Consider the following 21,017-nt stretch of genomic DNA (forward strand, 5'->3'; position numbering starts at 1 on the left):
GGGGAAGGGGCGATGGGGGCGGCTGCGGGAGAGAGGGCGGACGGTTCGTCCGGGGGCGCGTCCGGCGGCGCGGAAGCCAGTCGCCGCACGTCGATCCGGCCCTTCACCCGACCGCCCGCGCAGGTGATCCGCACGTCGTAGCCCCCCGCCGGGAGCGAGGAGCGGACCCGGGTGTCGCCGACGAGCGCTCCGTCGGGGCCGTCCGCGACGACGAGCCGGGCGTCCGCCACGAAGGCCGCCGACACCGCGGTGGCCGTTCTGCCGCCGCAGCCGGTGGCCTTCACCGTGACCTCGGATCCCGGCGACGGCAGGGCCGGCGAGACGGACACACCGACGCCTCCGCCCCGGGCGCCTCCACCCCGGCCTCCCGCGTCACGGCCGCCGTCGCCCGCGGCGTACGCCGTGGGGACCAGCACCGCGGCGACGACCGCGGCGCCCGCACAGACAGTGATCTTCAAGGAACCCATCGTGGACCTCCAGCTCTCTGGAGACTCCCCCGCCGGGACAGCGGACGCATCCTGCGACGCGGGGTCGCTGCTCCGTACGAGTGGGCGGTGCGCCCCCGCGGGTTTCAGATCCGGTCGACGAGATCCGCGATCGAGTCCACGACCTTCGACGGGCGGTAGGGGAAGTCCTCGACCTGCTCGGGACGGGTCAGGCCGGTGAGCACCAGGAAGGTCTGCATCCCGGCCTCCATGCCCGCCAGCACGTCGGTGTCCATCCGGTCGCCGATCATCGCGCTGGTCTCGGAGTGGGCGCCGATGGTGTTCAGCCCGGTGCGCATCATGAGCGGGTTGGGCTTGCCCGCGAAGTACGGGCTCTTGCCGGTGGCCTTGGTGATCAGCGCGGCGACCGCGCCGGTGGCCGGCAGCGCCCCCTCGGCGGAGGGGCCGGTCTCGTCGGGGTTGGTGCAGATGAAGCGGGCGCCGTCGTTGATGAGCCGGACGGCCTTGGTCATGGCCTCGAACGAGTAGGTGCGGGTCTCGCCGAGGACGACGTAGTCGGGCTCGTGGTCGGTGAGGATGTAGCCGATGTCGTGCAGCGCGGTGGTCAGGCCCGCCTCGCCGATGACGTACGCCGTGCCCTCGGGCCGCTGGTCGTCCAGGAACTGCGCGGTGGCCAGCGCGGAGGTCCAGATGTTCTCGATCGGCACGTCCAGGCCCATGCGCCGCAGACGGGCGTGCAGGTCGCGCGGGGTGTAGATCGAGTTGTTGGTGAGGACCAGGAACGGCTTCCCGGACTCGCGCAGGCGCTTCAGGAAGGCGTCGGCTCCGGGGATCGGTACGCCCTCGTGGATGAGCACACCGTCCATGTCGGTGAGCCACGACTCGATGGGCCTGCGGTCTGCCATGTGCGGGGTCTCCCTGCCGTACGCGAGTACGCGGTTGCTGCGCGTGCATGCGGTCACTGCGTGCGCCTCAGCCTAGTCACAGGCCCGATCTTGAGGGAATGGCCGGTTCCGGACCGTCCACCGGCTGGGACGCCGACGGGAGGCGACCGCGGCGCCGACCGCGCGTCGGACTGCGCGTCGGACTGCGCGTCGGAACTCGTCTTCGGCCTCCCCTGCCGACCGCGGCGCCGACGCGGGTCAACGGCGGCGGCGGGCCAGCAGGGCCGCACCGGCGGCGAGGAGACAACAGGCGGCCGCGACGAGCACGCCGGGCGACGCGAGGCCGGTGCGGGCGAGCTCCTCGGCCTCGTCGGCCAGGGAGAGACGGCCCGAGTCGGCGGCGGAGGCGTCGGGACTGGGGGTGGGCGGCGTCGCGGCGCCGGTCGCGGCCTCGCCGGTGGCGGCGCTCGTGGGGTCGGCGGGCGTCCGGGCCGTCGCCCCGGCTGTCGCACCGGCCGTGGGGTCGGTACTGGGGTCGGCTGTGGGGTCGGTCGTGGCGGGGCCGGTGGCCGGGGCGGAGGCGGACTCGACGGAGAAGCGGTAGTCGTTCGACTGCCCGATCCAGTCGCCGTCGTCGCCGTGCCGCTGGACGACGGCCGCGTTGGCGGTGACCACGTTGGCCGCCGCGTCCGGAGCGAGGGCGAGCCGCAGCTTGACGGTGAGGGTCCGGCCGGGGCCCACGCTGAACCCGGGGAAGCCGCCGGACGCGCCGTCGCCGGTGAACGCGCCGACGAGCTCGTCGTCGTCCGTGGGCTCGAAGCGGACCGGGTGCGGCCGGCCGCCGGCGTAGAACTCCAGTCGCGGCTGGGACGGCTTCAGGCTCCGGCCGGAGTCGACCAGGACGACCACCGGGTGGACCTCGGCGCAGGCGCCGCGGGTGGTGTTCGTGAGGTCGAGGTACCAGACGCCGTATCCGCCGCCCGCCCGGTAGGAGGCGGGGCCGCCGCGAATCCGGGTGCTGAGGGGGAAGTCACCGGCGGCGGCACCGGCACAGCCCGGGCCGGCTTCCGCGGCGGCGGGCGCGGGGAGGAGGGCGGCGGCCGCGGCGGCGGGCGCGGGGTGGAGGGCGGCGGCCGCGGCGAGGCAGAGGGAGACAGGCGGGCACAGTCGCATGAACACGTGAGCCTGCCCGGCCTCCCGCGCCGTTCCCCGACGGCACACCGCACGACCGTGCGAATCCCCTCGTTCGGGCGCGGGCCGGGTGGGGACCCCCGCCCGCGCCCGTCGCGTCGCCGCGCTCGTGCCGCCCCGGCCCCCGTCACCCGTTCGCGCGGCCGAAGAGGGGGGCCAGGAGGAGCTGGGCCGCGCCCTGGGCCACGGCGCGGGCCCCGTGGGGGGCGAGGCGGACCCGGACGGCGTCCTGCGGTGAGCCCTCCCTGCGGGCCCGGGCCCGCAGGACGGCCGTCACGCCGTCGAGGAAGGGCTCCGCAGCGGCCTCGATCGCACGGCCGCCCAGCAGCACGGCGTCGATGTCGAGCAGACCCGCCAGGTTCGCCGCGCCCTCGCCGAGGACGCGCGCCGCCGCGGCGACGTCCCCCCGGTCGAGGGCGGCCAGGCACAGCGCCTCGACGCAGCCCCGGTTGCCGCAGGAGCAGGGCGGTCCGTCCAGCTGGATGACCTGGTGGCCGAACTCGCCCGCGCCGGTGCGCGCCCCGCGGTGCAGGGTCCCGCCGATGACCAGTCCGGCGCCGAGGCCGGTGCCCAGATGGACGCAGGCGAAGGAGCCGCGTTCGCCGCCGACCGCGAGACCGAGCGCTGCCGCGTTGGTGTCCTTGTCGACGACCACCGGCGCCCCCAGCCGCCCGGCCAGCGCGTCGCGCAACGGGAACCCGTCCCACTCGGGGAAACCGGTGACCCGGTGCAGCACCCCGTGGGCGTGGTCGAGCGGCCCGGGAAGGGCCACCCCGACCCCGAGGAGGACCGGCGCGACGCCGGCACGGTCCGCTTCCGGGGCGGAGCCGGCTCCCGGGGGCGGGCCCGACGGGGTGGTTCCCTGGGCAGAAACGGCCCCGGAGGGCGCTCCTTCCGGGTCTGGGAGCGCCCCGTAGGGCGGGCCGGCGAGGAGCTCCGTCACCTCCCGCGCCACCGCGTCCAGCACCGGGTCCGCCCCCGCGCCCAAGGACAGCGGCACGCACCGCTCCCGCACCGCGCGTCCGTCGAGCCGGGCCAGCACCACCCTCAGTTCGTCGCGGTCGAGGTGGACCCCGACCGCGTGGCCTGCCTCCGGCGCCAGCCGCAGCACCGTGCGCGGCTTGCCGCCGGTGGACGCGCGGCGCCCCGCCTCCGCGGCCAGCCCCTCCTGCCGCAGCCGTGCGGTGATCTTGCTGACCGCCTGCGGGGTGAGCCCGGTGCGCTCGGCGAGTTCCAGCCGGCTGATGCCGTCCGCTCCCGCCGTGCGCAGCAGGTCGAGCACGAGCGCGGTGTTGTGGCTGCGCAGGCCCAGGAGGTTGACCCCTGCGTCCGTCCTGTTCACTGCCGGCCTCCGGCGGTCCTGTTCACGGCCCCATTCTCCCCCCTGCTTGCACTTTGGCAACAGCGTTGCGAAAGTGGGGACCATGACAGGTACTCCCCTCCGCGCAGGTCTGATCGGCTACGGCCTCGCCGGCTCCGTCTTCCACGCCCCGCTGATCGCGGCCACCGGGGGCCTCGTCCTCGACACGGTGGTCACCTCGAACCCCGAGCGGCAGGAGCAGGCCCGTGCCGCGTTCCCGGACGTGCGGATCGCGGCCTCCGCGGACGACCTCCTCGCGCGCGCCGGCGAGCTGGATCTGGTCGTCATCGCCTCCCCCAACAAGACGCACGTCCCGCTCGCGACCGCCGCGCTCAAGGCCGGCCTGCCGGTCGTCGTCGACAAGCCGGTCGCGGGCACGGCGGCCGAGGCCCGCGAACTGGCCGCGCTCGCCGAGGAGCGCGGGCTGCTCCTGTCCGTCTTCCAGAACCGCCGCTGGGACAACGACTTCCTGACCCTTCGCAAGCTGCTGGCCGAGGGCGAGCTGGGCGAGGTGTGGCGGTTCGAGTCCCGGTTCGAGCGGTGGCGGCCGCAGCCGAAGGGCGGCTGGCGGGAGTCCGGCGACCCCGCAGAGATCGGAGGTCTGCTCTACGATCTCGGCAGTCACGTCGTCGACCAGGCGCTGGTCCTCTTCGGCCCGGCGCGCTGCGTGTACGCGGAGAGCGACGTCCGACGCCCCGGCGCCGAGACCGACGACGACACGTTCATCGCGCTGACCCACGCGAGCGGGGTGCGCTCCCACCTGTACGTCTCGGCGACGACGGCCCAGCTCGGCCCGCGGTTCCGGGTCCTGGGCTCGAGGGCGGGCTATGTGAAGTACGGCCTCGACCCGCAGGAGGCGGCGCTGCGGGAGGGCGGACGGCCCGGCGCGACCGCGCACTGGGGCACGGAGCCCGAGGAGCTGTGGGGCAGGGTGGGCGCCGGGGAGTCCCCGGCGACCGGCGGCGGGCGACCCGAGCGGACCCTCCCCGGCGACTACCCGGCCTACTACGCTGCGGTGACCAGGGCACTGACCGAGGGCGGCCCCAACCCGGTGACCGCCCTCGAGGCGGCCGCCGCCCTCGACGTCCTGGAGGCGGCCCGCCGTTCGGCACGAGACAGGATGGCGGTGACGCTGTAATGGGCGCTCACGAACTCACCCCCAAGTTCACCCCGGAGATCACCCCGAGCCTGGAGGAGCTCCAGGCGCAGGAACGGCGGCTGGTCTTCCGCCGGTTCACCCATGACGACGCGTGGGCGCTCGGCTCGCTCCTGGTGGAGATGGCCCGCGAGCGACAGGCGCCGGTCGCCGTCGACATCCACCGCGCGGGCCAGCAGCTGTTCCACGCCGCCCTGCCCGGCTCGGCGCCCGACAACGACGCCTGGATCGCGCGCAAGCGCCGGGTGGTCGAGCGTTACGGCGCCTCGTCCTACCTGGTCGGGACCCGATTCCGCGCCAAGGGGACGACGTTCGAGGACTCCTCCCGCCTGGACCCCGACACCTACGCGGCCCACGGCGGATCCTTCCCGGTCACCGTGGACGGCGTGGGCGTCGTCGGCGCCGTGACGGTCTCCGGCCTGCCCCAGCTGGAGGACCACCGCTTCGTGGTGGAGGCGCTGGAACAGTTCCTCCGAGACCAGCTGTAGCCCCCACCCACACGACGGCTCGGGGCTGCAACGCAGGGGCGGCCCCGAGGGGCGTGGGGAACCGCGCGACCGGTCACGACGGCCTCGCGGCCGACCGCCGTCCACAGCCCGCAGCCCGGCCCCACCCGGGGCCGGGCTGAACCCACCGGCCGGCACTCCCCCGCACTCCCCGCACGCCACCGGCGGAGCGATATGCGGAGCGCTACGCGTCCTTGAAGGCCTGCCGCTGCCGGCCCAGGCCCTCGATCTCCAGCTCCACCACGTCCCCGGCGCGCAGGAACGGCTTCGGCTCCGGCGCGCCCATCGCCACCCCCGCGGGCGTCCCGGTGTTGATGACGTCGCCGGGGTACAGGATCATGAACTGGCTGACGTAGCGCACGACCTCCCCTACGGGGAAGATCTGCTCGGCCGTGGTCCCGTCCTGCTTCAGCTCGCCGTTCACCCAGAGCCTCAGGGACAGGTTCTGCGGGTCGGCGACCTCGTCCGCCGTCACCAGCCAGGGCCCCAGCGGGTTGAACGTCTCGCAGTTCTTGCCCTTGTCCCAGGTTCCGCCGCGCTCGATCTGGAACTCCCGCTCGGACACGTCGTGGGCGACGGCGTACCCCGCGACGTGCGCGAGCCCCTCCTCAGCCGACTCGAGATAGCGGGCCGTGCGCCCGACGACGACCGCCAGCTCGACCTCCCAGTCGGTCTTGACGGACCGGCGCGGCACCAGGACGGTGTCGTACGGCCCGACGACGGTGTCCGCCGCCTTGAAGAAGACGACGGGCTCGGCGGGCGGCTCGGCACCCGTCTCCCGGGCGTGGTCGTGGTAGTTCAGCCCGATGCACACGATCTTGCCGATCCGTGCCAGCGGCGGCCCGATCCGCAGGCCGGTCGCGTCCAGCGCCGGCAGCTCCCCCGACTCGGCGGCGGCCCGGACCCGGCCGAGCGCCACGTCGTCGGCGAGCAGCGCCCCGTCGACGTCCGGGACGATCCCGGAGAGGTCGCGCAGGACCCCCTCGGAGTCGAGCACCGCGGGACGCTCGGTTCCGGCCGTACCGACGCGCAGCAGCTTCATGGTGAGAATCTCCCTCGGATCGCGGGTCGCCCGCCGACGGGTGCAGCCATCGGATGACTGGTCGATCCTCCAGACTGGGCGTCCGCTCCGCAATACCCGGCTCACGTAGTGGACCGTCACCGGTAAAGGACGGCCCGTTCGACCGCGCTCCAGGTCGTGCTCGTGATCACGTACAGCGCCGCGGCCAGCGGCACGACGGCCACGGTGACCAGCGTGAAGAAGGACATGAACGGCATGGCCTTGGCGAGGGCGCCGACGCCGGGCACGTCCTGGCCGCCGGTCACGGGCAGCGGCGTCCGCCTGGCGCGCCGGTAGTTGAAGGTCGCGACGGCCGCGACGACGGCGAAGAGCACGAGGTAGACCAGCCCGGCCTCGCCGACCGGACCGCCGGCGACGAGGGCGTCCGCCCAGCGGTCGCCGAGGGGCGCGGTGAAGAGATGGTGGTCGAGCAGGGCATGGCCCGCGCCGTCGGCCGAGGAGCCGGAGAAGAGGCGGTAGAGCACGAAGAACGCGGGAAGCTGGAGCAGGCTGGGCAGGCAGCCGGAGAGCGGCGACACCTTCTCCGCCGCATGCAGCTCCAGCACCGCGCGCTGGAGCTTCTCGGGGTTCGCGCCGTGCTTCTCGCGCAGTGCCGCGATCCTGGGCTGCAACGCCGTCCGGGCCTTCTGCCCGCGGGCGGCCGCACGGGACAGGGGATGCACGAGGAGTCGTACCAGCGCGGTGAACAGGACGATCGCGGCGGCCGCGGACGCGGCGCCGCACAGGGGCTGGAGCAGCTCGGCGAGGTGCTCGACCAGCCCGGCCAGGACGGACACGGGCGCGGACAGCAGTACGGACGGAAAAGCAGACATGGGTGAGGAGCCCTCCGGGGGTCTCGTCGTGCCGACGGTGCGGTGGGGGAACGCGGCATGACGACCCGCGCGGGGTCACACGGACGAGGCGGTCCGCGCCCTACGCGACGGTCGTCGGGAGGGCGAGGCCGGGAGCCCTGGGACGGGGCCGGCCGGAGGCGTCGGGATCGCGCTGCGGCAGGAAGGCCGTGCGGCGGGCCCGGTCCCTGATGGCCGTGCGCACCCGGGTGGGCGGGACGGCGGGCGCGCTGCGCGCGGCCACCAACGCGCAGACGGCGAGGGCGGATCCGGCCGCGGCGGTCGCGGCGAGCGCGACGGCGGCCGAGACGGCGGAGAGGCCGCCGGCGTCCAGGAGGAGGACGTCCATGACGAGGAGGAACAGCAGCGGGACGGGGGAACGCGCGGACAACCGGTCACTCGACACGTCCGCCTCCTCCCCGGGTCGCGGGATCCACGACAGCCCGATCCGCGACTGCCCGGATCCATGACTGTCCGGATCCATGACTGTCCGGACCCATGACTGTCCGGACCCATGACCGCCCTGGATCCGTAACCGGTTTATACCCCACTCCGGCGTCCGCGGTCAGGTCGGCCCCCCGGCGGCCCCGCCCCAACTCCCGCTTGTATCAGGGGTTTGACACAAGATCCCGCTCACGGCATCTTGTACCCACCTCTTGTACTCATCACTTGATACAAGTGCACCGCCTGACACACGCACGCGCCGGGGGGCCGCCATGCTCGACACCGTCTCGCCAGAACGCCTGTTGGCCCGCGCCGACCTCTGCGCCCGCTGGGCGGGGCTGACCCTGGGCGCCGTGGTCGCACAACGGCTGGGGGCCCTGGGCGGCGAGACCGCCCTCGCCATGCGCTTCGTCACCGCCATCACGGCGTTCGGCCTGAGCGCGGTCGGCGGCGTCCTGCTCGGCGACTCCCTCACGCTCGCACCCCAGGAGGCCGTCCGCACCGCCGCCCTCACCCCCCGCCGGGTCCGCGACCACGTCCCGCCCCGGATGGCGCCGCTGCTGCTCCTCCAGACGGCGTGCCTTCTCGTCCTCCTCACCCTCGGGACGTTCGCCGCCTCCCCCGACACGGCCGGCCGCACGGGCCGGGCCATCACGGTCACCTGCGACGGCGTGACCAGACCCCTGGGCCCCTGGCCCGGCCTCTACTACGCCACGCCCCTCCTCGCCTCCCTCGCCGTGGGCACCGCCGCCTGCGTCTGGGCGCTGCGCCGCATCGCCCACCGCCCCGGCGACAACCAGCAGCGCCACGACCGCTCGTGGGCGATCACCGCGGCCTGGGGACTGCTGGTCTCCAGCCAGTTGCTGATCGTCCTCGGGATGATCGGCAGAGTGCTGTCCCGCACGACCTGCGCCGGCATGCTCGGCAACCTCACCGCGCTGGTGATCTACCCGCTGAGCCTGGTCGCCCTGTTCAGTCTGGGATGGTGCCTGTTCACCATCGTCGTGCCCAGGGCCGTCGGCGATGAGTGAGCCCGCCGTCCGCGTCGACACCACCAGCCAGGTGCCGCCGTTCGAGCAGATCCGCGCCCAGCTCGCCGCGCTGATCGTCACCGGCCGGCTGACCGAGGGCGAACGGCTGCCGACCGTGCGCCAGCTCGCCGCCGACCTGGGCCTCGCCCCGGGCACCGTGGCCCGCGCCTACCGTGAGCTGGAGGCCGCCCGGCTCATCCGCACCCGCCGCGGCGCGGGCACCCGGGTGGCGGCGCCCCCGGCCGGACCCTCCCACCCCGACCCCGTCCAACTCGCCACACTGGCACGCGACTTCACGGCCTCCGCCCGCGCCCTGGGCGCGGACACCGAGGCCGTCCTGACCGCCGTCAGGGAAGCCCTGGAGGAAGGGCCGTAGGCACACGGGCGACCGGGGCGGACGCCCGGGGCGTACCGGGGCCCGGACGTCCAGGCAGGGCGGGGCGAGCGTCCCAGGCGGGCCGGGGCGGACGGCGCAGGCGGGCCGGGGCGGCGGGCCGCAACCGCCGACCGCCCACGACGACTCTCCATGACCATGCACACGCTCCTCCACCACCGGCTCACGCGTCGCGCCACGGCCCTCGCCCGACACGTGTCGCGCCTCGCCCGGCGCCCGTCGCGCCTCGCCGCCAGCCCCTCGCACGTGGCCCGGCAGCTGGTGCGCTTCGCCCGGGTGCAGGCGCGCTGCTGCGCGTTCGCCGTCGCGCTGTTCGGCGGCATGGCGGTCTCCAAGCTGCTGTCGTCGCACCTGTCCTTCCCGGTGGCCCGTTACGACCTCCTCCTCGCCTACGGCGTGCTGCTCACCGCCGTGGGCTACGCGCTCGGCTGGGAGACCCGGCGCGAGGTGGCCGTCGTGGCCGCCTGCCACGTCCTCGGGCTCGCCTTCGAACTGGTCAAGGTGCTGGTGGGATCCTGGAGTTACCCCGAGTCCGGACTGACCAAGATCGCCGGGGTCCCGCTGTACGGCGGCTTCATGTACGCGGCCGTGGGCAGCTACGTCTGCCGCTCCTGGCGGCTGCTCGACCTCTCCCTGACCGGCTACCGCGCCCGCGCCACCGCCGTGACGGCCGTCGGCCTGTACGTCAACTTCCTCACCCACCACTGGCTGCCCGACCTGCGGCTGCCCCTGGGCGCCGCGCTGCTCGTCGCGACGGCGGGCGCCCGCGTGCACTTCACGGTCGGCGAGCTGCGCCATCGCATGCCCCTGGCGCTCGCCTTCGCGCTGATCGGCTTCTTCCTCTGGCTGGCCGAGAACATCGCCACCTACCTGGGCGCCTGGACCTACCCGTCCCAGCTCCACGGCTGGGAGCCCGTCCCGGTGTCCAAGTGGGCCTCCTGGGCCCTGCTGATCAGCGTCACGTTCGTCATCTGCGGGGCGCGGCGGCACGACGGGACGTCTCCTGCCGACGGCGCGCGGTCCCCGGGCGGCGGCGGCCTACCGGCGGGGGAGCGTCGCGGCCAGCTCGGCCCACACGACCATGCGGTAGCGGGAGGTGTACTCGGGCGTGCAGGTGGTGAGGGTGAGGTAGCGGCCGGGGGCGTCGTAGCCGTAGGCGGGCCGGGCGAGGGACCGGGGCACGGGCCGGATGACGCCCGCGTCACGGGGTGAGGTCTGCGGCAGGACCTGGTCGACGACGTAGGTGTAGGTCGCGTTCCTGGTCGCCACCTCCACCCTGTCGCCCTTCCGCAGCCGGTCCAGCCGCCGGAAGGGCTCGCCGTGGGTGTTGCGGTGCCCGGCCACCGCGAAGTTGCCCTCCTGGCCCGGCTGCTGGGTGCCGGCGTAGTGACCGGCATACCCCTTGTTGAGGACGTCCCGCCTGCTGGTGCCCTCGGCGACGGGGACCCGCAGATCCAGGCGGGGGATGCGCAGGACGGCGTAGGTCTGCGAGGAGCGGGGCGCGCCCGAGGACGAGGCCGCCGCGCCGCCGTCGCCCGACGGCCCCGCCCCGCCGTCCGCGCCCGCCCCGGAACCGGAGCCGACGTCCGATCCGGCCCCCGCGCCCGCGCCCGTCCCGGTTCCGGACCCGCCGTCGCCGGACCCGCTCCCGTTCCCCCACTCCCGCTCCAGCGCCTCGACCCGCCGCTCGGCGCCCTGCCTGGCCTCCCGGTTGGTCCACCACAGCTGGTGCACGACGAGGAGGAGCACCAACACCCCGGCGGTGACGAGCAGTTCGGCGCCGCTCCAGAGCGCACGCCGGTAGCGGGCACGCCGTCGCCGGGTGCTGTGCTGCACGAGGGGGATCCGCACGCGGGCACGATAGGCGGCGCGGGCCGAGGTCTCCAGAGTGTTCGCCCGCCCGAACCCGGGGCGACCCTTCCTCCACAGGTTGGAGAAAGGGCTGTCAGAACTCTCGACAACACCACGGAACGCCCCCGATGCTTCGTGACGCACGGACGCACGGACGCACGGACGCACGGACGCACGGACGCAGCGCCTCGCGGACGCACCGCCTTGCGGAGGCACGGCCGCACCAACGCATGGACCCAGTGACGCACTGACGCACTGGACGCACTGACGCACCTGACGACGCCGGTCGGGACGGCCGGCTGTCGATCGCAGTCATGAAGCGGAGAAGTCATGATCCGACGCAGGACACTGCTGACGGCCACCGGAGGCGCGCTCCTCGGAAGCGCCCTCGCGACGGGCACCGCCCGGGCCGACGCCACCGTCGCCGTCAACCCGTCGACGACATACGGCACATGGGAGGGCTGGGGCACCTCCCTGGCCTGGTGGGCGAACGTCTTCGGCGCCCGGGACGACTTCGCCGACATCTTCTTCACGACCAAGTCGGTGTCCTACAACGGCAGGACGCTCCCCGGTCTCGGCCTCAACATCGCCCGCTACAACCTGGGCGCGTCCAGCTGGAACACGGTGGGCGGCACGTCGATGGCGGTCTCCCCCAACATCCCCGGCTTCAAGCAGATCGAGGGCTACTGGCAGGACTGGAACAACGAGGACCCGACGTCCTCGGCCTGGGACTGGACCGCGGACGCGACCCAGCGCGCGATGCTCCAGAAGGCGGCGGCGCGCGGCGCGACGACGGAACTGTTCGCCAACTCGCCCATGTGGTGGATGTGCCTGAACCACAACCCGTCCGGCGCCTCGGACGGCGGCAACAACCTCCAGTCCTGGAACTACCGCCAGCACGCCTCCCACCTGGCGGCGGTCGCGTCGTACGCGAAGACGCACTGGGGCGTGGACTTCGCCACGGTGGACGCCTTCAACGAGCCGTCGTCGTCCTGGTGGACGGCGACCGGGACGCAGGAGGGCTGCCACATGGACGCGACCGTCCAGGCCGCCGTACTCCCCTACCTGCGCAGCGAGTTGGACAAGCGCGGCCTGACGGCGACGAGGATCTCGGCCTCGGACGAGACGAGCTACGACCTGGCCCGCACCACCTGGAACTCCTTCTCGTCGACGACCAAGGGCTACGTCGACCGGGTCAACGTCCACGGCTACCAGGGCTCGGGCGGCCGCCGCGACCTGCTCTACACCGACGTCGTGACGACGGCCCGCAAGGCGCTGTGGAACTCCGAGACCGGCGACAAGGACGGCACCGGTCTCACCATGGCGAGCAACCTGCTGTACGACTTCCGCTGGCTGCACCCGACGGCGTGGGTCTACTGGCAGGTCATGGACCCGTCGTCGGGCTGGGCGATGATCGCCTACGACGCGAACACGCTGGCCGCCGGCGCGGTCACCACGAAGTACTACGTCATGGCCCAGTTCAGCCGCCACATCCGCCCCGGCATGACGATCCTCGACACGGGCGTCAGCTATGCGGCGGCGGCGCTCGACAGGGCCGCGAAGCGCCTGGTCATCGTCGCCGCGAACACGTCGTCCTCGGCCCAGGCCCTGACCTTCGACCTGTCCCGCTTCACGACGGTGACGGGCGGCGCCTCGGGCCTGGTCCCCCGCTGGAACACGGTGACGAACGGCTCCGGCGACCTCTACGCCTCCCACTCGGACACACGATTGAACGGAAAGACGATCAGCGTGCCGTTCGCGGCGGGGGCGGTGCAGACCCTTCAGGTGGACGGGGTGACGATCTAGCGCGGCCGCCCCGACGTCCCGCCCCGCCCGCGGGCGGGACGTCGGGGCGGGCGCTGGCCTGCGGGTATCTCTCCTTTGTCACCGCGCGGCGCTACGGTGTCATCCATGCGCCCCGACACGCCTGCCGAGAACGTCGACCACACCGCCGAAGCGGCACGCCTGGAGCGGACCGCCGGCCTGTACCCCGAGGACGCGGAAGCCCTGCTGCTGCAGTCCGCGGCCCACCTGGAACTGGCCGGCGACCGCCCCGCCGCCACGACCCTGTACGACCGCCTGCTGTCGTCCTCGGACAGCCTGGACGACCCGCACCTGATCCGCGCCCTGAAGGCCGCGAACCTGTGGGAGTACGGCCACGAGGCCGAGGCCCGGGCCATCATCGACGGCATCCGCGCCACGGCCCCCCGCGACCCGGCCCCCTGGGTGATCGTCGCCGAGTCCCTGGAGGCCCACGACGAGCTGGAGGCCGCGCACAAGACGTTCACCGAGGGCGTCACCCTGCTCCTGGCGGACGTGCCGGAACCCCCGCCGCACGCCTGCCACCCCCTGCTCTTCGGCCGCCACCGCGTACGCCGCATGCTGGGCGCGGCCCACGACGACTGGGATGTGCTGGCCGACACCCTCCACACCTCGCCCGTCCCCCTGGACGAGCTGCACGACCCCAAGCGCGTCTGGTCCCTGGGCTCGGACAACCCGGCCGAACTCCAGGCGGAGATCTCCCGCCTGCGCGCCGAGCTCGGCGCCTACCGCGAGGAACTCTCCCGCCCGTTCCCGGTCGCGGTCCTGCACTGGCCCGCCGGTGAGCTGGCGGAGCTGGTCGCGGCGTACCCGGCCCTGTCGGACGAGTACCCCTCGCACGAGGAGCACCTCGCGGGCATAGAGGCCTCCCTGCGCGAACTGTCCGCCTCGGGCACCCCCAACCTCGGCATCGTCACCGGCACGGTCCCCTCCTACGAGGCCTTCGCAGCCTCGGAGGCCTCGTCCCCGTCCGACACCGACCTCCTCCCCCAGTACGCGACGACCTTGGCAGCAAGGGGAAGGGCCATGAGCTGGCCGCCGGAGCGGGGGGCGGGGTGCTGGTGCGGGTCGGGGGTTGCTTATGCGGGGTGTCATGGGGCGGGGGCGTAATCGGCTGACGCTTCATCTCCCCACAGGCGCACCCCCTTTCCCCTCGATCTCCCTAGATCGAACATGGCCCTACGCGGCCGCCAGGACATCCACCCTGTCGGCGGCCGCTGGGCCGCGAGGTGTCAGGAAGCCGTGTGGTGATCGCCTCGGCTCGCCCACCACTCGCGGTGATAGCGCAGGTAGTCCGGATGTACACGATGCCAGCCCTTAGTTCTGAGCATGGGCAGCATCGGCGCACCAAACAGGTCAGCACGCACGACGATGGACCAATCTTCGTCCACGATCACCGCGCCAACATCCAGTCGCACATGACAGTTGGGGCAGACACACAGGATGTTCGGCTCAACGTCAGGCCCACCGTGAGGATCGCCCAGGGGCTTGATGTGGGCGCCCTGGCTATGAGGCTTACCGTCCGGACCAAGGATGCGAAGTCCGCAGAGCTGGCATTCGCCGCCGTAGAGGTTTTTGACTCGCTGCGACGTTGCCACGCTGCGTATGAGGCGTCTGATCGCCATCGTCCGCACTTGCGGGTACCTCTCCTCTCCCGCCTCCGCCTGCTCCTCGACTTCTTGGATCATCTCGGCGACGCGCAGTTCCAGAGGCGTCAGGCTCTGCTGCACGTCAGGTATCCGTTCCAGATCAAACTGGCAGATCTTGATCTCGGAGCCATCGGGAGCAGGCCACTTAGAGATGCCCGTACGTATCGCCTTAATCTCGAACAGACCGTCATAGCGATAGCCTTTGGGGGGCGAGTAACGCTTGTCTCCCTCATAGCCACGGATGACGCGAATCGGATACTTACGCTCATAGCTGCGCTTGAGGGCCGCGTTGTCGACGTACGACCAGGACTGGCTGCGTCGAAGTCTGCCGGTCTCGGCATCGCGATCCTTGCCTTCCGACGCGCCCGTGTACTGCATGGTCGTCCAGCGATCATCGTCGTCCACATACCCGCCGTTGAGGACGATGGCGTCAGCAACAGGTAAGCCATCGCCCACATCCGCAAGCCAGGAAATTCCCTTTTGGTTAGTTTGGTGAAGTTTGGCGCGCATCACGTCGAGCCGACCACTGAAGTGGTCCCCCACCACGACACCCTCGATGTTTCCGATCGTCCGTTTGATGTCCACGCGCTCATCCTGGACCGACCTAGATCGATTAAGTCAACTCCATACTTTTCTATGTCGAGTTGACGGGTGTACCTCGGCACGTTCTACGCCCTCTTCTGCCCATGTCGGTGCCCTCTGTTACACATACCCCGAGTTGTCCAAGGAGCGGGGGAAGGCATCGTGACCACAGCAGAACCTTCAGGGCTCTCAGCCGGCCTCTACGAGGAACTTCTCACGCTGCGCTTTGAACAGCAGGTGAAGCAGCTTGCCAACCTAGGTTGGCATCCCGTGAGTGAGGCAGTAGGGACAGCATCGGCGCCCCATGTTCTGGCCAGGCATGTGGCAGGCGTGGTCCGGCGGGTTCTCCAGAACCTCCCAGCGGAGGAGCGCGTGCACGCCGCAAACCACATCCTGGAGTCCATTGGCACGTTGGATGGAGCTCAGGAGTGGGTGGACCTCGTAGCCGAAGGCCCCCGACAGCTACTTGCACTCAGCAGGCAGGAAGCCCCAGGCGTATTTGCCGTGCGCCCAGGCATCCCCCTCTCGGACGCTGCCCTCATCACCAACTCACCGGAAGATCCGAGCCTCGGGTTCGAATTGCGTGCCGAGCTCGCCACCGCCGACCGCGTCGACCTGCTCTGCGCCTTCGTGAAGTGGCATGGGTTGCGCATCATTGAGCAGTCTCTCAAGGCGGCCTACGAACGCAAGGTGCCGATACGCGTCATCACCACGACCTACATCGGGGCCACCGAACGCCGCGCACTAGACCGATTGGTGCAGGAGTTCAACGCTCAGGTCCGAGTCAACTATGAGACTCGCTCAACACGGCTTCACGCCAAAGCTTGGCTGTTTCGTCGCAACAGTGGCTACGACACAGCCTATGTCGGCAGTTCCAATCTATCCAAGGCGGCGCTTCTCGACGGTCTAGAGTGGAACGTGCGCATGTCGTCCGTCGCCACTCCTGACGTTTTGCGCAAGTTCGATGCCACCTTCGAGGCGTACTGGAATGATCCGTCATTCGAGTCTTACGATCCCGAAACTGACGGGGCGCGGCTTCAGGAAGCCCTAGCGGTCGCGGGTGGCACGTCATCAACTCACATGGCTACTCGCAGAATCACACTGTCTGGCCTAGAAGTACGCCCCTACCCCCATCAGCGGGACATGCTGGAGCGGCTGGAGGTGGAACGCAAGGTACACGATCGCCACCGGAACCTCCTCGTAGCAGCTACCGGAACCGGTAAGACCGTGATGGCGGCACTCGATTACAAACAACTAAGGAAGACACACGGCCGAGATCTCCGACTACTGTTCGTCGCCCATCGCAAGGAAATTCTGCAACAGTCCATGCGCACCTACCAGGACGTCCTGGTAGATCCGAATTTTGGCGAGTCCTTCCACAGCGGCGACGTCCCGGAACGCTGGGCGCATGTCTTCGCCAGCGTGCAAACACTCAACGGATCAGCACTAGATCGCCTCCCTCAGGATCACTTCGATGTCATCGTGATCGATGAGTTCCATCACGGGACGTCACCCACGTACCGTAAAATAGTCGATCACTTTCGCCCAGTGGAGTTTTTGGGCCTCACGGCGACGCCTGAGCGCATGGACGGTAGGAACATCCACGACGAGTTCTTCGACGGACGGATCGCCGCTGAGATGCGCCTGTGGGAGGCCCTCGAGAATGAACTCCTCAGCCCCTTCCACTATTTCGGCATCAGCGACAACACTGACCTCAGCACGGTGGAATGGAAGCGCGGCGCTTACGACACACAATCCTTGAGTAGTGCCATCTCGGCCAATGCCACCCGCGCACGATTGGTTGTCAAGGCAGTCAGGGAAAAGATCGCTGAACCAGCGAGGATGCGTGCGTTGGGATTCTGCGTATCAGTTGCTCACGCCCACTTCATGGCAGAGACGTTCCGCACGGCGGGCTTCGACGCCATCGCACTCTCCGGTGAGACGCCGTCCGAACAACGCAAGCAGGCACTAGGAAACCTGAAATCCGGCACACTTCAGGTGATCTTTTCAGTGGACCTCTTCAACGAGGGGCTCGACATCCCTGATGTAGACACTCTGCTTCTGCTCCGCCCCACCTCCAGCGCCACTGTGTTCTTGCAGCAGCTCGGCCGCGGGTTGCGTCGCACAGAGGACAAGGCGGTGCTTACTGTGCTCGACTTCATCGGACAGCACCGCAAGGAGTTCCGTTTCGAAAACCAGTTTCGTGCGCTGACCAACCTGACACGCAAGCGCCTACTGGATCACCTCGAGCGCGACTTTCCTCAGCTACCGTCGGGCTGCGAGATCATCCTTGAGGAGAAGGCGAAGCGGGTCGTCATCGCCAACATCAAGGAGCAGATCGGCGTGAATGTCACGGCCCTGGCGCGCGAGGTCGCAGATTACGCCGAGCCAAAGCTCAGCCGATACCTCGAAGAGAGTGGCCGCGAGCTGAAAGAGATCTATCGAGGCAACGGCAACTCATGGACGGGACTGCTGCGTCGGTCGGGGCTCCTGAACGGAGAAGTCCCGGAGAGGGAGCCAGCCCTCATCCGACGCATCCCCTCCTTCCTGCATGTCGATGATCCCCTTCGAGTAGCGGCCTACGTGCGGATGCTCCACGATGACGCGCCGGCCTACAGTGAGCTCGACGAGCAAGGGCAGGCGTATGCGCGCATGCTCTTCTTTCAGCTATGGCCGCTTGGCGGTTTTACGCGCAAGGAGTTCACCGACTACGATTCCGGCTTCGAGGCGCTGCGCAATTATCATGCCCTACGCGACGAGTTGCGTCAGGTGCTGGCCTACAACCTGGCCCACACAGAACACGTTCCGGTCCCCCTCCTCGGCGTGGGCGATGGGACGGCAATCCCCCTAACAGTTCATGCCTCCTACACCCGCGAAGAGATCCTCCCGGCACTCGGTCAGTCCGTCGTAGGAGGCTTCATGCCAGCTGATTTTCGCGAGGGTGTGAAATGGTGTGAGTCGATCAAGGCTGACGCGCTACTGATCACCCTAGAGAAGGACGAGAGGGATTTCTCTCCGCAGACTCGCTATCACGACTACGCACAGAGCGAAACCCGCTTTCACTGGGAGTCCCAAAACCAGACCTCAGCTTCCTCCCCAACCGGCCTGCGCTACCAGCACCACGCAGCGAACGGCAGCCATGTCCTGCTCTTCGTAAGGCGGTACAAGAGCACCGACATTGGCACTGCACAGCCATGGATGCTTCTCGGACCTGCTGAGTACGAAACCCACACCGGTAGCAAACCGATGGCGATCACATGGCGTCTCCAACACAAAATCCCGGCGGACGTCTGGACCTACTCGACCATCAAAGCCGGGTGATGAGGACGGCGACGCGTTACCGGACTGCACCCGCCAGCCGACGGCCACTGTGATCCACACCACCGGAACCGCCCCCCGGCTGCGGAGAGGTAAGGGTGTGAGGTCCAACGGAGAGAGTGAAGTGGCGGGGGCCGTCGGTGATGACGGGGCCCGGTTGCGGGGGCGGGTTCGGCGAGGGGAGCGGGCTGCTTTCGGGGAGCTCTACGAGTTGTACGCGACCGCCGTCTACAACCATGCCCTGCGGCTCACGGGTGACTGGTCGGTGGCCGAGGAGGTCATGTCGGAGACGTTTCTCGCCGCCTGGCGGGGGCGGGAGGACGTGGCCGTCGAGGGTGGGTCGTTGCGGCCGTGGCTGTTCGGGATCGCCACGAACAAGGCGCGCAACGCCGACCGGAGTCTGCGGCGGCGGCTCGCGTTCCTGGCCCGGCGGGCGCCGGGGGCGCGGGACGTCGAGGACTTCGCCGAGGCCGTCGCGGGCCGGGTGGACGACGCGCGGCGGCTCGCCGACGTGCGCCGGGTGCTGGGACGGCTGCGGCGGCAGGAGCGGGAGGTCATCGCGCTGTGCGTGTGGGGCGGGCTCGACTACGCGCAGGCCGCCGAGGCGCTCGGCGTTCCGGTCGGCACCGTGCGGTCACGGCTGTCGCGGGCGCGGGCTCGGCTGCGGGAGTTCGTCGACGAGGAGGAGCGCGGGAGACGTACGGCACATTCCTCGCATACGGGTTGGCTGGAACCGCGTTCCCGTCGCGGAGAGGTAGAGAGTGAGACCGCGTTCGCGGTCCTGCCCCTTCAGGAGGAAGCCCGATGAACGCCACTCCGGCCGGACCCGAGCAGGGTGAGCGCGCGGAACTCGACGAACTGGGGGAGCTGGCACGGCTGTTGCCGACCGCCCCCGTCGAGCAGGTGCTGCCTCCCGGGCGTCGTTCCCATCACAAGGACGTTCTGATGCAGCTCATCGATCGTGATCGCCGCGACGAGGCGGAGGGCGCCCGCCCGCTGCCGACGCCCCGTCGGCTCTCCCGGCCGGCCCGGTCCGCTCTCGTCGCCGGGGCCGTCGCCGCCGCGCTGGCGGCCGGGCTCACCGTCGGCTTCGGCGTGGACCGGCACGGCGCGGACGCGGGCGCCCGGGCGGGCGCTCCCGGCACGCCCCCGGCCGCCGGTCGCAGCGCCGTCGTCACCCTCGGCCGGATGGCCGCCGTCGCCATGGACACCGCGGTGCAGCCGGTGCGGGAGGACCAGTTCGTCTACGTGCGCAGCCGGGTGGCCGAGAACGTGGGCGCGTTCGGGAAGCCCGTGAAGCTCGGGCCGCTGCACGAGCGGCAGGTGTGGTTCTCGCAGCAGCAGGGGCCCGTGGTCGACGTCGGGCTCATCCGTGAGGACGGACAGGACTGGCCGATCGAGGTCGGGGTGCCGGACGGCACGAACCCGAGGGACTCCGCCGTGCCGGCCGGCGTCCAGCGGCCGACCTACGCCTGGCTCGCCTCGCTGCCCACCGAGCCGGGACACCTGCTGAAGCGGCTCTACCGCGAGACCCCGGTGGAGAAGGGCGAGGACCGCGACCAGGCGGTCTTCGACCGGATCGGGGACCTGATCAGGGAGCAGACCATGCCGTCCGCCACGGCCGCCGCCTTTTTCAGGGCCACCGCCCGCATCCCCGGCGTCACCGAGGTGGACGACGCGGTGGACGCCGTCGGACGCCACGGCATCGCCATCGCCCGGGAGGACGTGCGGCAGGGCACCCGCAACGAGTGGATCTTCGACGCCCGCACGCTGGACTACCTGGGCGAGCGCACGGTCGCCGGCCGGGACACCGAGCGGGGCAGGGCGGGGACGGTCTTCGCGACCACGGCCGTGCTGGAACGGGCCGTCGTCGACAGGCAGGGGCTGGCGCCCGGTGAGCGCCGTCGCGCCGGACGGAGCTAGCGCACGCGGTTCGCGGCGGCCGCACGGACCTTCTTCGTGCGGCCGTGCTCGGCCAGGAACCCGAGGGCCTGCGGGGAGGCGTCCGGGGCTTCGACGAGTCTGCGCTGTAGCCAGTCGGAGGCGGTGCCGAGGGCCTGGATCGCCCCGGCCGTCCCAGGGGTGGCGGGCGGGGCGATCCGGGCCCTCGCGTCGGAGGGGGTGGTGAGGGCGCGGAGCAGGGTCCATTCGCCGAGGCGGGTCGTCAGGAAGGCGTCTTTCCCGACCGCCGTTCCCATCGCCTCCGTCCAGGCGTGCCAGCTCTCGTCGTCGGCGGTGGCGCGGGGGAACGCGGCGGCCGTCCGGTCCAGGTGGCGGACGACCGCCGAGCGGGCCATCGTCACGTCCTCGTCCGTGAGGACGCGACGGACGAGGGACGCCTCCTCGGCGGCCGGGACGCGGTCGAGGGCGTCCAGGTACGCGGCGAACCTCGCGTGCTCGGGGGGTTCGGCGAGGTCCGGCCGAGGCCGGTCGTCGGCGTCGTCGTGGGTGGCGCCGTCGGGGGTGCGGTGGG

General features: G+C 71.1%; 19 protein-coding genes and 1 pseudogene. 10 read left to right on the forward strand and 10 right to left on the reverse strand.

The window, feature by feature from the left end:
• From KMS84_RS30915 to KMS84_RS30930, 4 genes are all read right to left on the reverse strand, one after another.
• A partial coding sequence (locus KMS84_RS30915) for a hypothetical protein (protein WP_256919782.1) occupies window positions 1-467 on the reverse strand: 467 nt, incomplete at its 3' end.
• 104 nt (window positions 468-571) lie between these two features.
• Window positions 572-1,351 carry an HAD-IIA family hydrolase gene (locus KMS84_RS30920; protein WP_108999638.1) on the reverse strand — a complete coding sequence of 260 codons (780 nt, stop codon included), beginning with the start codon at window positions 1,349-1,351 and terminating at the stop codon, window positions 572-574.
• A gap of 237 nt (window positions 1,352-1,588) precedes the next feature.
• Complete coding sequence (locus KMS84_RS30925; RefSeq protein WP_285894178.1) at window positions 1,589-2,503, reverse strand: hypothetical protein; 915 nt, start codon at window positions 2,501-2,503, stop codon at window positions 1,589-1,591.
• Window positions 2,504-2,648: 145 nt separating this feature from the next.
• Window positions 2,649-3,863: an ROK family transcriptional regulator gene (locus KMS84_RS30930; RefSeq protein ID WP_256919784.1), complete on the reverse strand. Its 1,215-nt coding sequence runs from the start codon at window positions 3,861-3,863 to the stop codon at window positions 2,649-2,651.
• 82 nt (window positions 3,864-3,945) lie between these two features.
• Here KMS84_RS30930 and KMS84_RS30935 point away from each other — a divergent pair, with 82 nt between their 5' ends.
• Both KMS84_RS30935 and KMS84_RS30940 read left to right on the forward strand, forming a co-directional pair.
• Window positions 3,946-5,019 carry a Gfo/Idh/MocA family oxidoreductase gene (locus KMS84_RS30935; RefSeq protein ID WP_256919785.1) on the forward strand — a complete coding sequence of 358 codons (1,074 nt, stop codon included), beginning with the start codon at window positions 3,946-3,948 and terminating at the stop codon, window positions 5,017-5,019.
• Window positions 5,019-5,525, forward strand: coding sequence for a heme-degrading domain-containing protein (locus KMS84_RS30940; RefSeq protein WP_256919786.1), 507 nt, complete (start codon window positions 5,019-5,021; stop codon window positions 5,523-5,525). The genes KMS84_RS30935 and KMS84_RS30940 overlap by 1 nt, the downstream gene beginning before the upstream one ends.
• A gap of 202 nt (window positions 5,526-5,727) precedes the next feature.
• Here KMS84_RS30940 and KMS84_RS30945 read toward each other — a convergent pair whose 3' ends face one another.
• From KMS84_RS30945 to KMS84_RS30955, 3 genes are all read right to left on the reverse strand, one after another.
• Window positions 5,728-6,585, reverse strand: coding sequence for a fumarylacetoacetate hydrolase family protein (locus KMS84_RS30945; RefSeq protein ID WP_256919787.1), 858 nt, complete (start codon window positions 6,583-6,585; stop codon window positions 5,728-5,730).
• 116 nt (window positions 6,586-6,701) lie between these two features.
• A complete protein-coding gene (locus KMS84_RS30950) occupies window positions 6,702-7,400 on the reverse strand; it encodes a YidC/Oxa1 family membrane protein insertase (RefSeq protein WP_256919796.1) in 699 nt (232 codons plus the stop codon).
• Between the two features lie 136 nt (window positions 7,401-7,536).
• On the reverse strand, window positions 7,537-7,803 hold the full coding sequence (locus KMS84_RS30955) for a DUF6412 domain-containing protein (protein WP_256919797.1): 267 nt from the start codon (window positions 7,801-7,803) through the stop codon (window positions 7,537-7,539).
• A gap of 367 nt (window positions 7,804-8,170) precedes the next feature.
• Here KMS84_RS30955 and KMS84_RS30960 point away from each other — a divergent pair, with 367 nt between their 5' ends.
• The 3 genes and pseudogenes from KMS84_RS30960 to KMS84_RS30970 all read left to right on the forward strand — a co-directional run.
• Window positions 8,171-8,929 (forward strand): hypothetical protein, encoded by a 759-nt coding sequence (locus tag KMS84_RS30960; RefSeq protein ID WP_256919788.1) that lies wholly within the window; start codon window positions 8,171-8,173, stop codon window positions 8,927-8,929.
• Window positions 8,922-9,305, forward strand: a complete 384-nt coding sequence (locus KMS84_RS30965; RefSeq protein WP_256919789.1) for a GntR family transcriptional regulator — start codon at window positions 8,922-8,924, stop codon at window positions 9,303-9,305. Before KMS84_RS30960 ends, KMS84_RS30965 begins: the two co-directional genes overlap by 8 nt.
• A gap of 156 nt (window positions 9,306-9,461) precedes the next feature.
• A pseudogene (locus tag KMS84_RS30970) lies at window positions 9,462-10,229 on the forward strand (DUF817 domain-containing protein); the annotation flags it as partial.
• A gap of 132 nt (window positions 10,230-10,361) precedes the next feature.
• On the opposite strand, the gene KMS84_RS30975 reads toward KMS84_RS30970, so the two are convergent.
• Window positions 10,362-11,174, reverse strand: coding sequence for a class E sortase (locus KMS84_RS30975; RefSeq protein WP_256919790.1), 813 nt, complete (start codon window positions 11,172-11,174; stop codon window positions 10,362-10,364).
• Window positions 11,175-11,504: 330 nt separating this feature from the next.
• On the opposite strand from KMS84_RS30975, the gene KMS84_RS30980 reads away from it, so the two are divergent.
• Window positions 11,505-12,980: a glycoside hydrolase gene (locus tag KMS84_RS30980; RefSeq protein WP_256919791.1), complete on the forward strand. Its 1,476-nt coding sequence runs from the start codon at window positions 11,505-11,507 to the stop codon at window positions 12,978-12,980.
• Between the two features lie 105 nt (window positions 12,981-13,085).
• Window positions 13,086-14,105 (forward strand): hypothetical protein, encoded by a 1,020-nt coding sequence (locus KMS84_RS30985; protein WP_256919792.1) that lies wholly within the window; start codon window positions 13,086-13,088, stop codon window positions 14,103-14,105.
• 122 nt (window positions 14,106-14,227) lie between these two features.
• Here KMS84_RS30985 and KMS84_RS41290 read toward each other — a convergent pair whose 3' ends face one another.
• Window positions 14,228-15,229, reverse strand: coding sequence for a YDG/SRA domain-containing protein (locus KMS84_RS41290; RefSeq protein ID WP_256919793.1), 1,002 nt, complete (start codon window positions 15,227-15,229; stop codon window positions 14,228-14,230).
• Between the two features lie 156 nt (window positions 15,230-15,385).
• On the opposite strand from KMS84_RS41290, the gene KMS84_RS30995 reads away from it, so the two are divergent.
• From KMS84_RS30995 to KMS84_RS31005, 3 genes are all read left to right on the forward strand, one after another.
• Complete coding sequence (locus KMS84_RS30995; RefSeq protein WP_438819005.1) at window positions 15,386-18,547, forward strand: DEAD/DEAH box helicase; 3,162 nt, start codon at window positions 15,386-15,388, stop codon at window positions 18,545-18,547.
• Between the two features lie 154 nt (window positions 18,548-18,701).
• A complete protein-coding gene (locus KMS84_RS31000; RefSeq protein WP_256919798.1) occupies window positions 18,702-19,352 on the forward strand; it encodes an RNA polymerase sigma factor in 651 nt (216 codons plus the stop codon).
• Complete coding sequence (locus KMS84_RS31005; RefSeq protein ID WP_256919795.1) at window positions 19,349-20,467, forward strand: CU044_5270 family protein; 1,119 nt, start codon at window positions 19,349-19,351, stop codon at window positions 20,465-20,467. Before KMS84_RS31000 ends, KMS84_RS31005 begins: the two co-directional genes overlap by 4 nt.
• Here KMS84_RS31005 and KMS84_RS31010 read toward each other — a convergent pair.
• Window positions 20,464-21,017 (reverse strand): hypothetical protein (locus tag KMS84_RS31010; RefSeq protein ID WP_306425502.1); only part of this gene is annotated, 554 nt, incomplete at its 5' end. The genes KMS84_RS31005 and KMS84_RS31010 overlap by 4 nt on opposite strands.

Source organism: Streptomyces hilarionis (genome assembly GCF_024539675.1).
Lineage (GTDB): Bacteria > Actinomycetota > Actinomycetes > Streptomycetales > Streptomycetaceae > Streptomyces > Streptomyces hilarionis.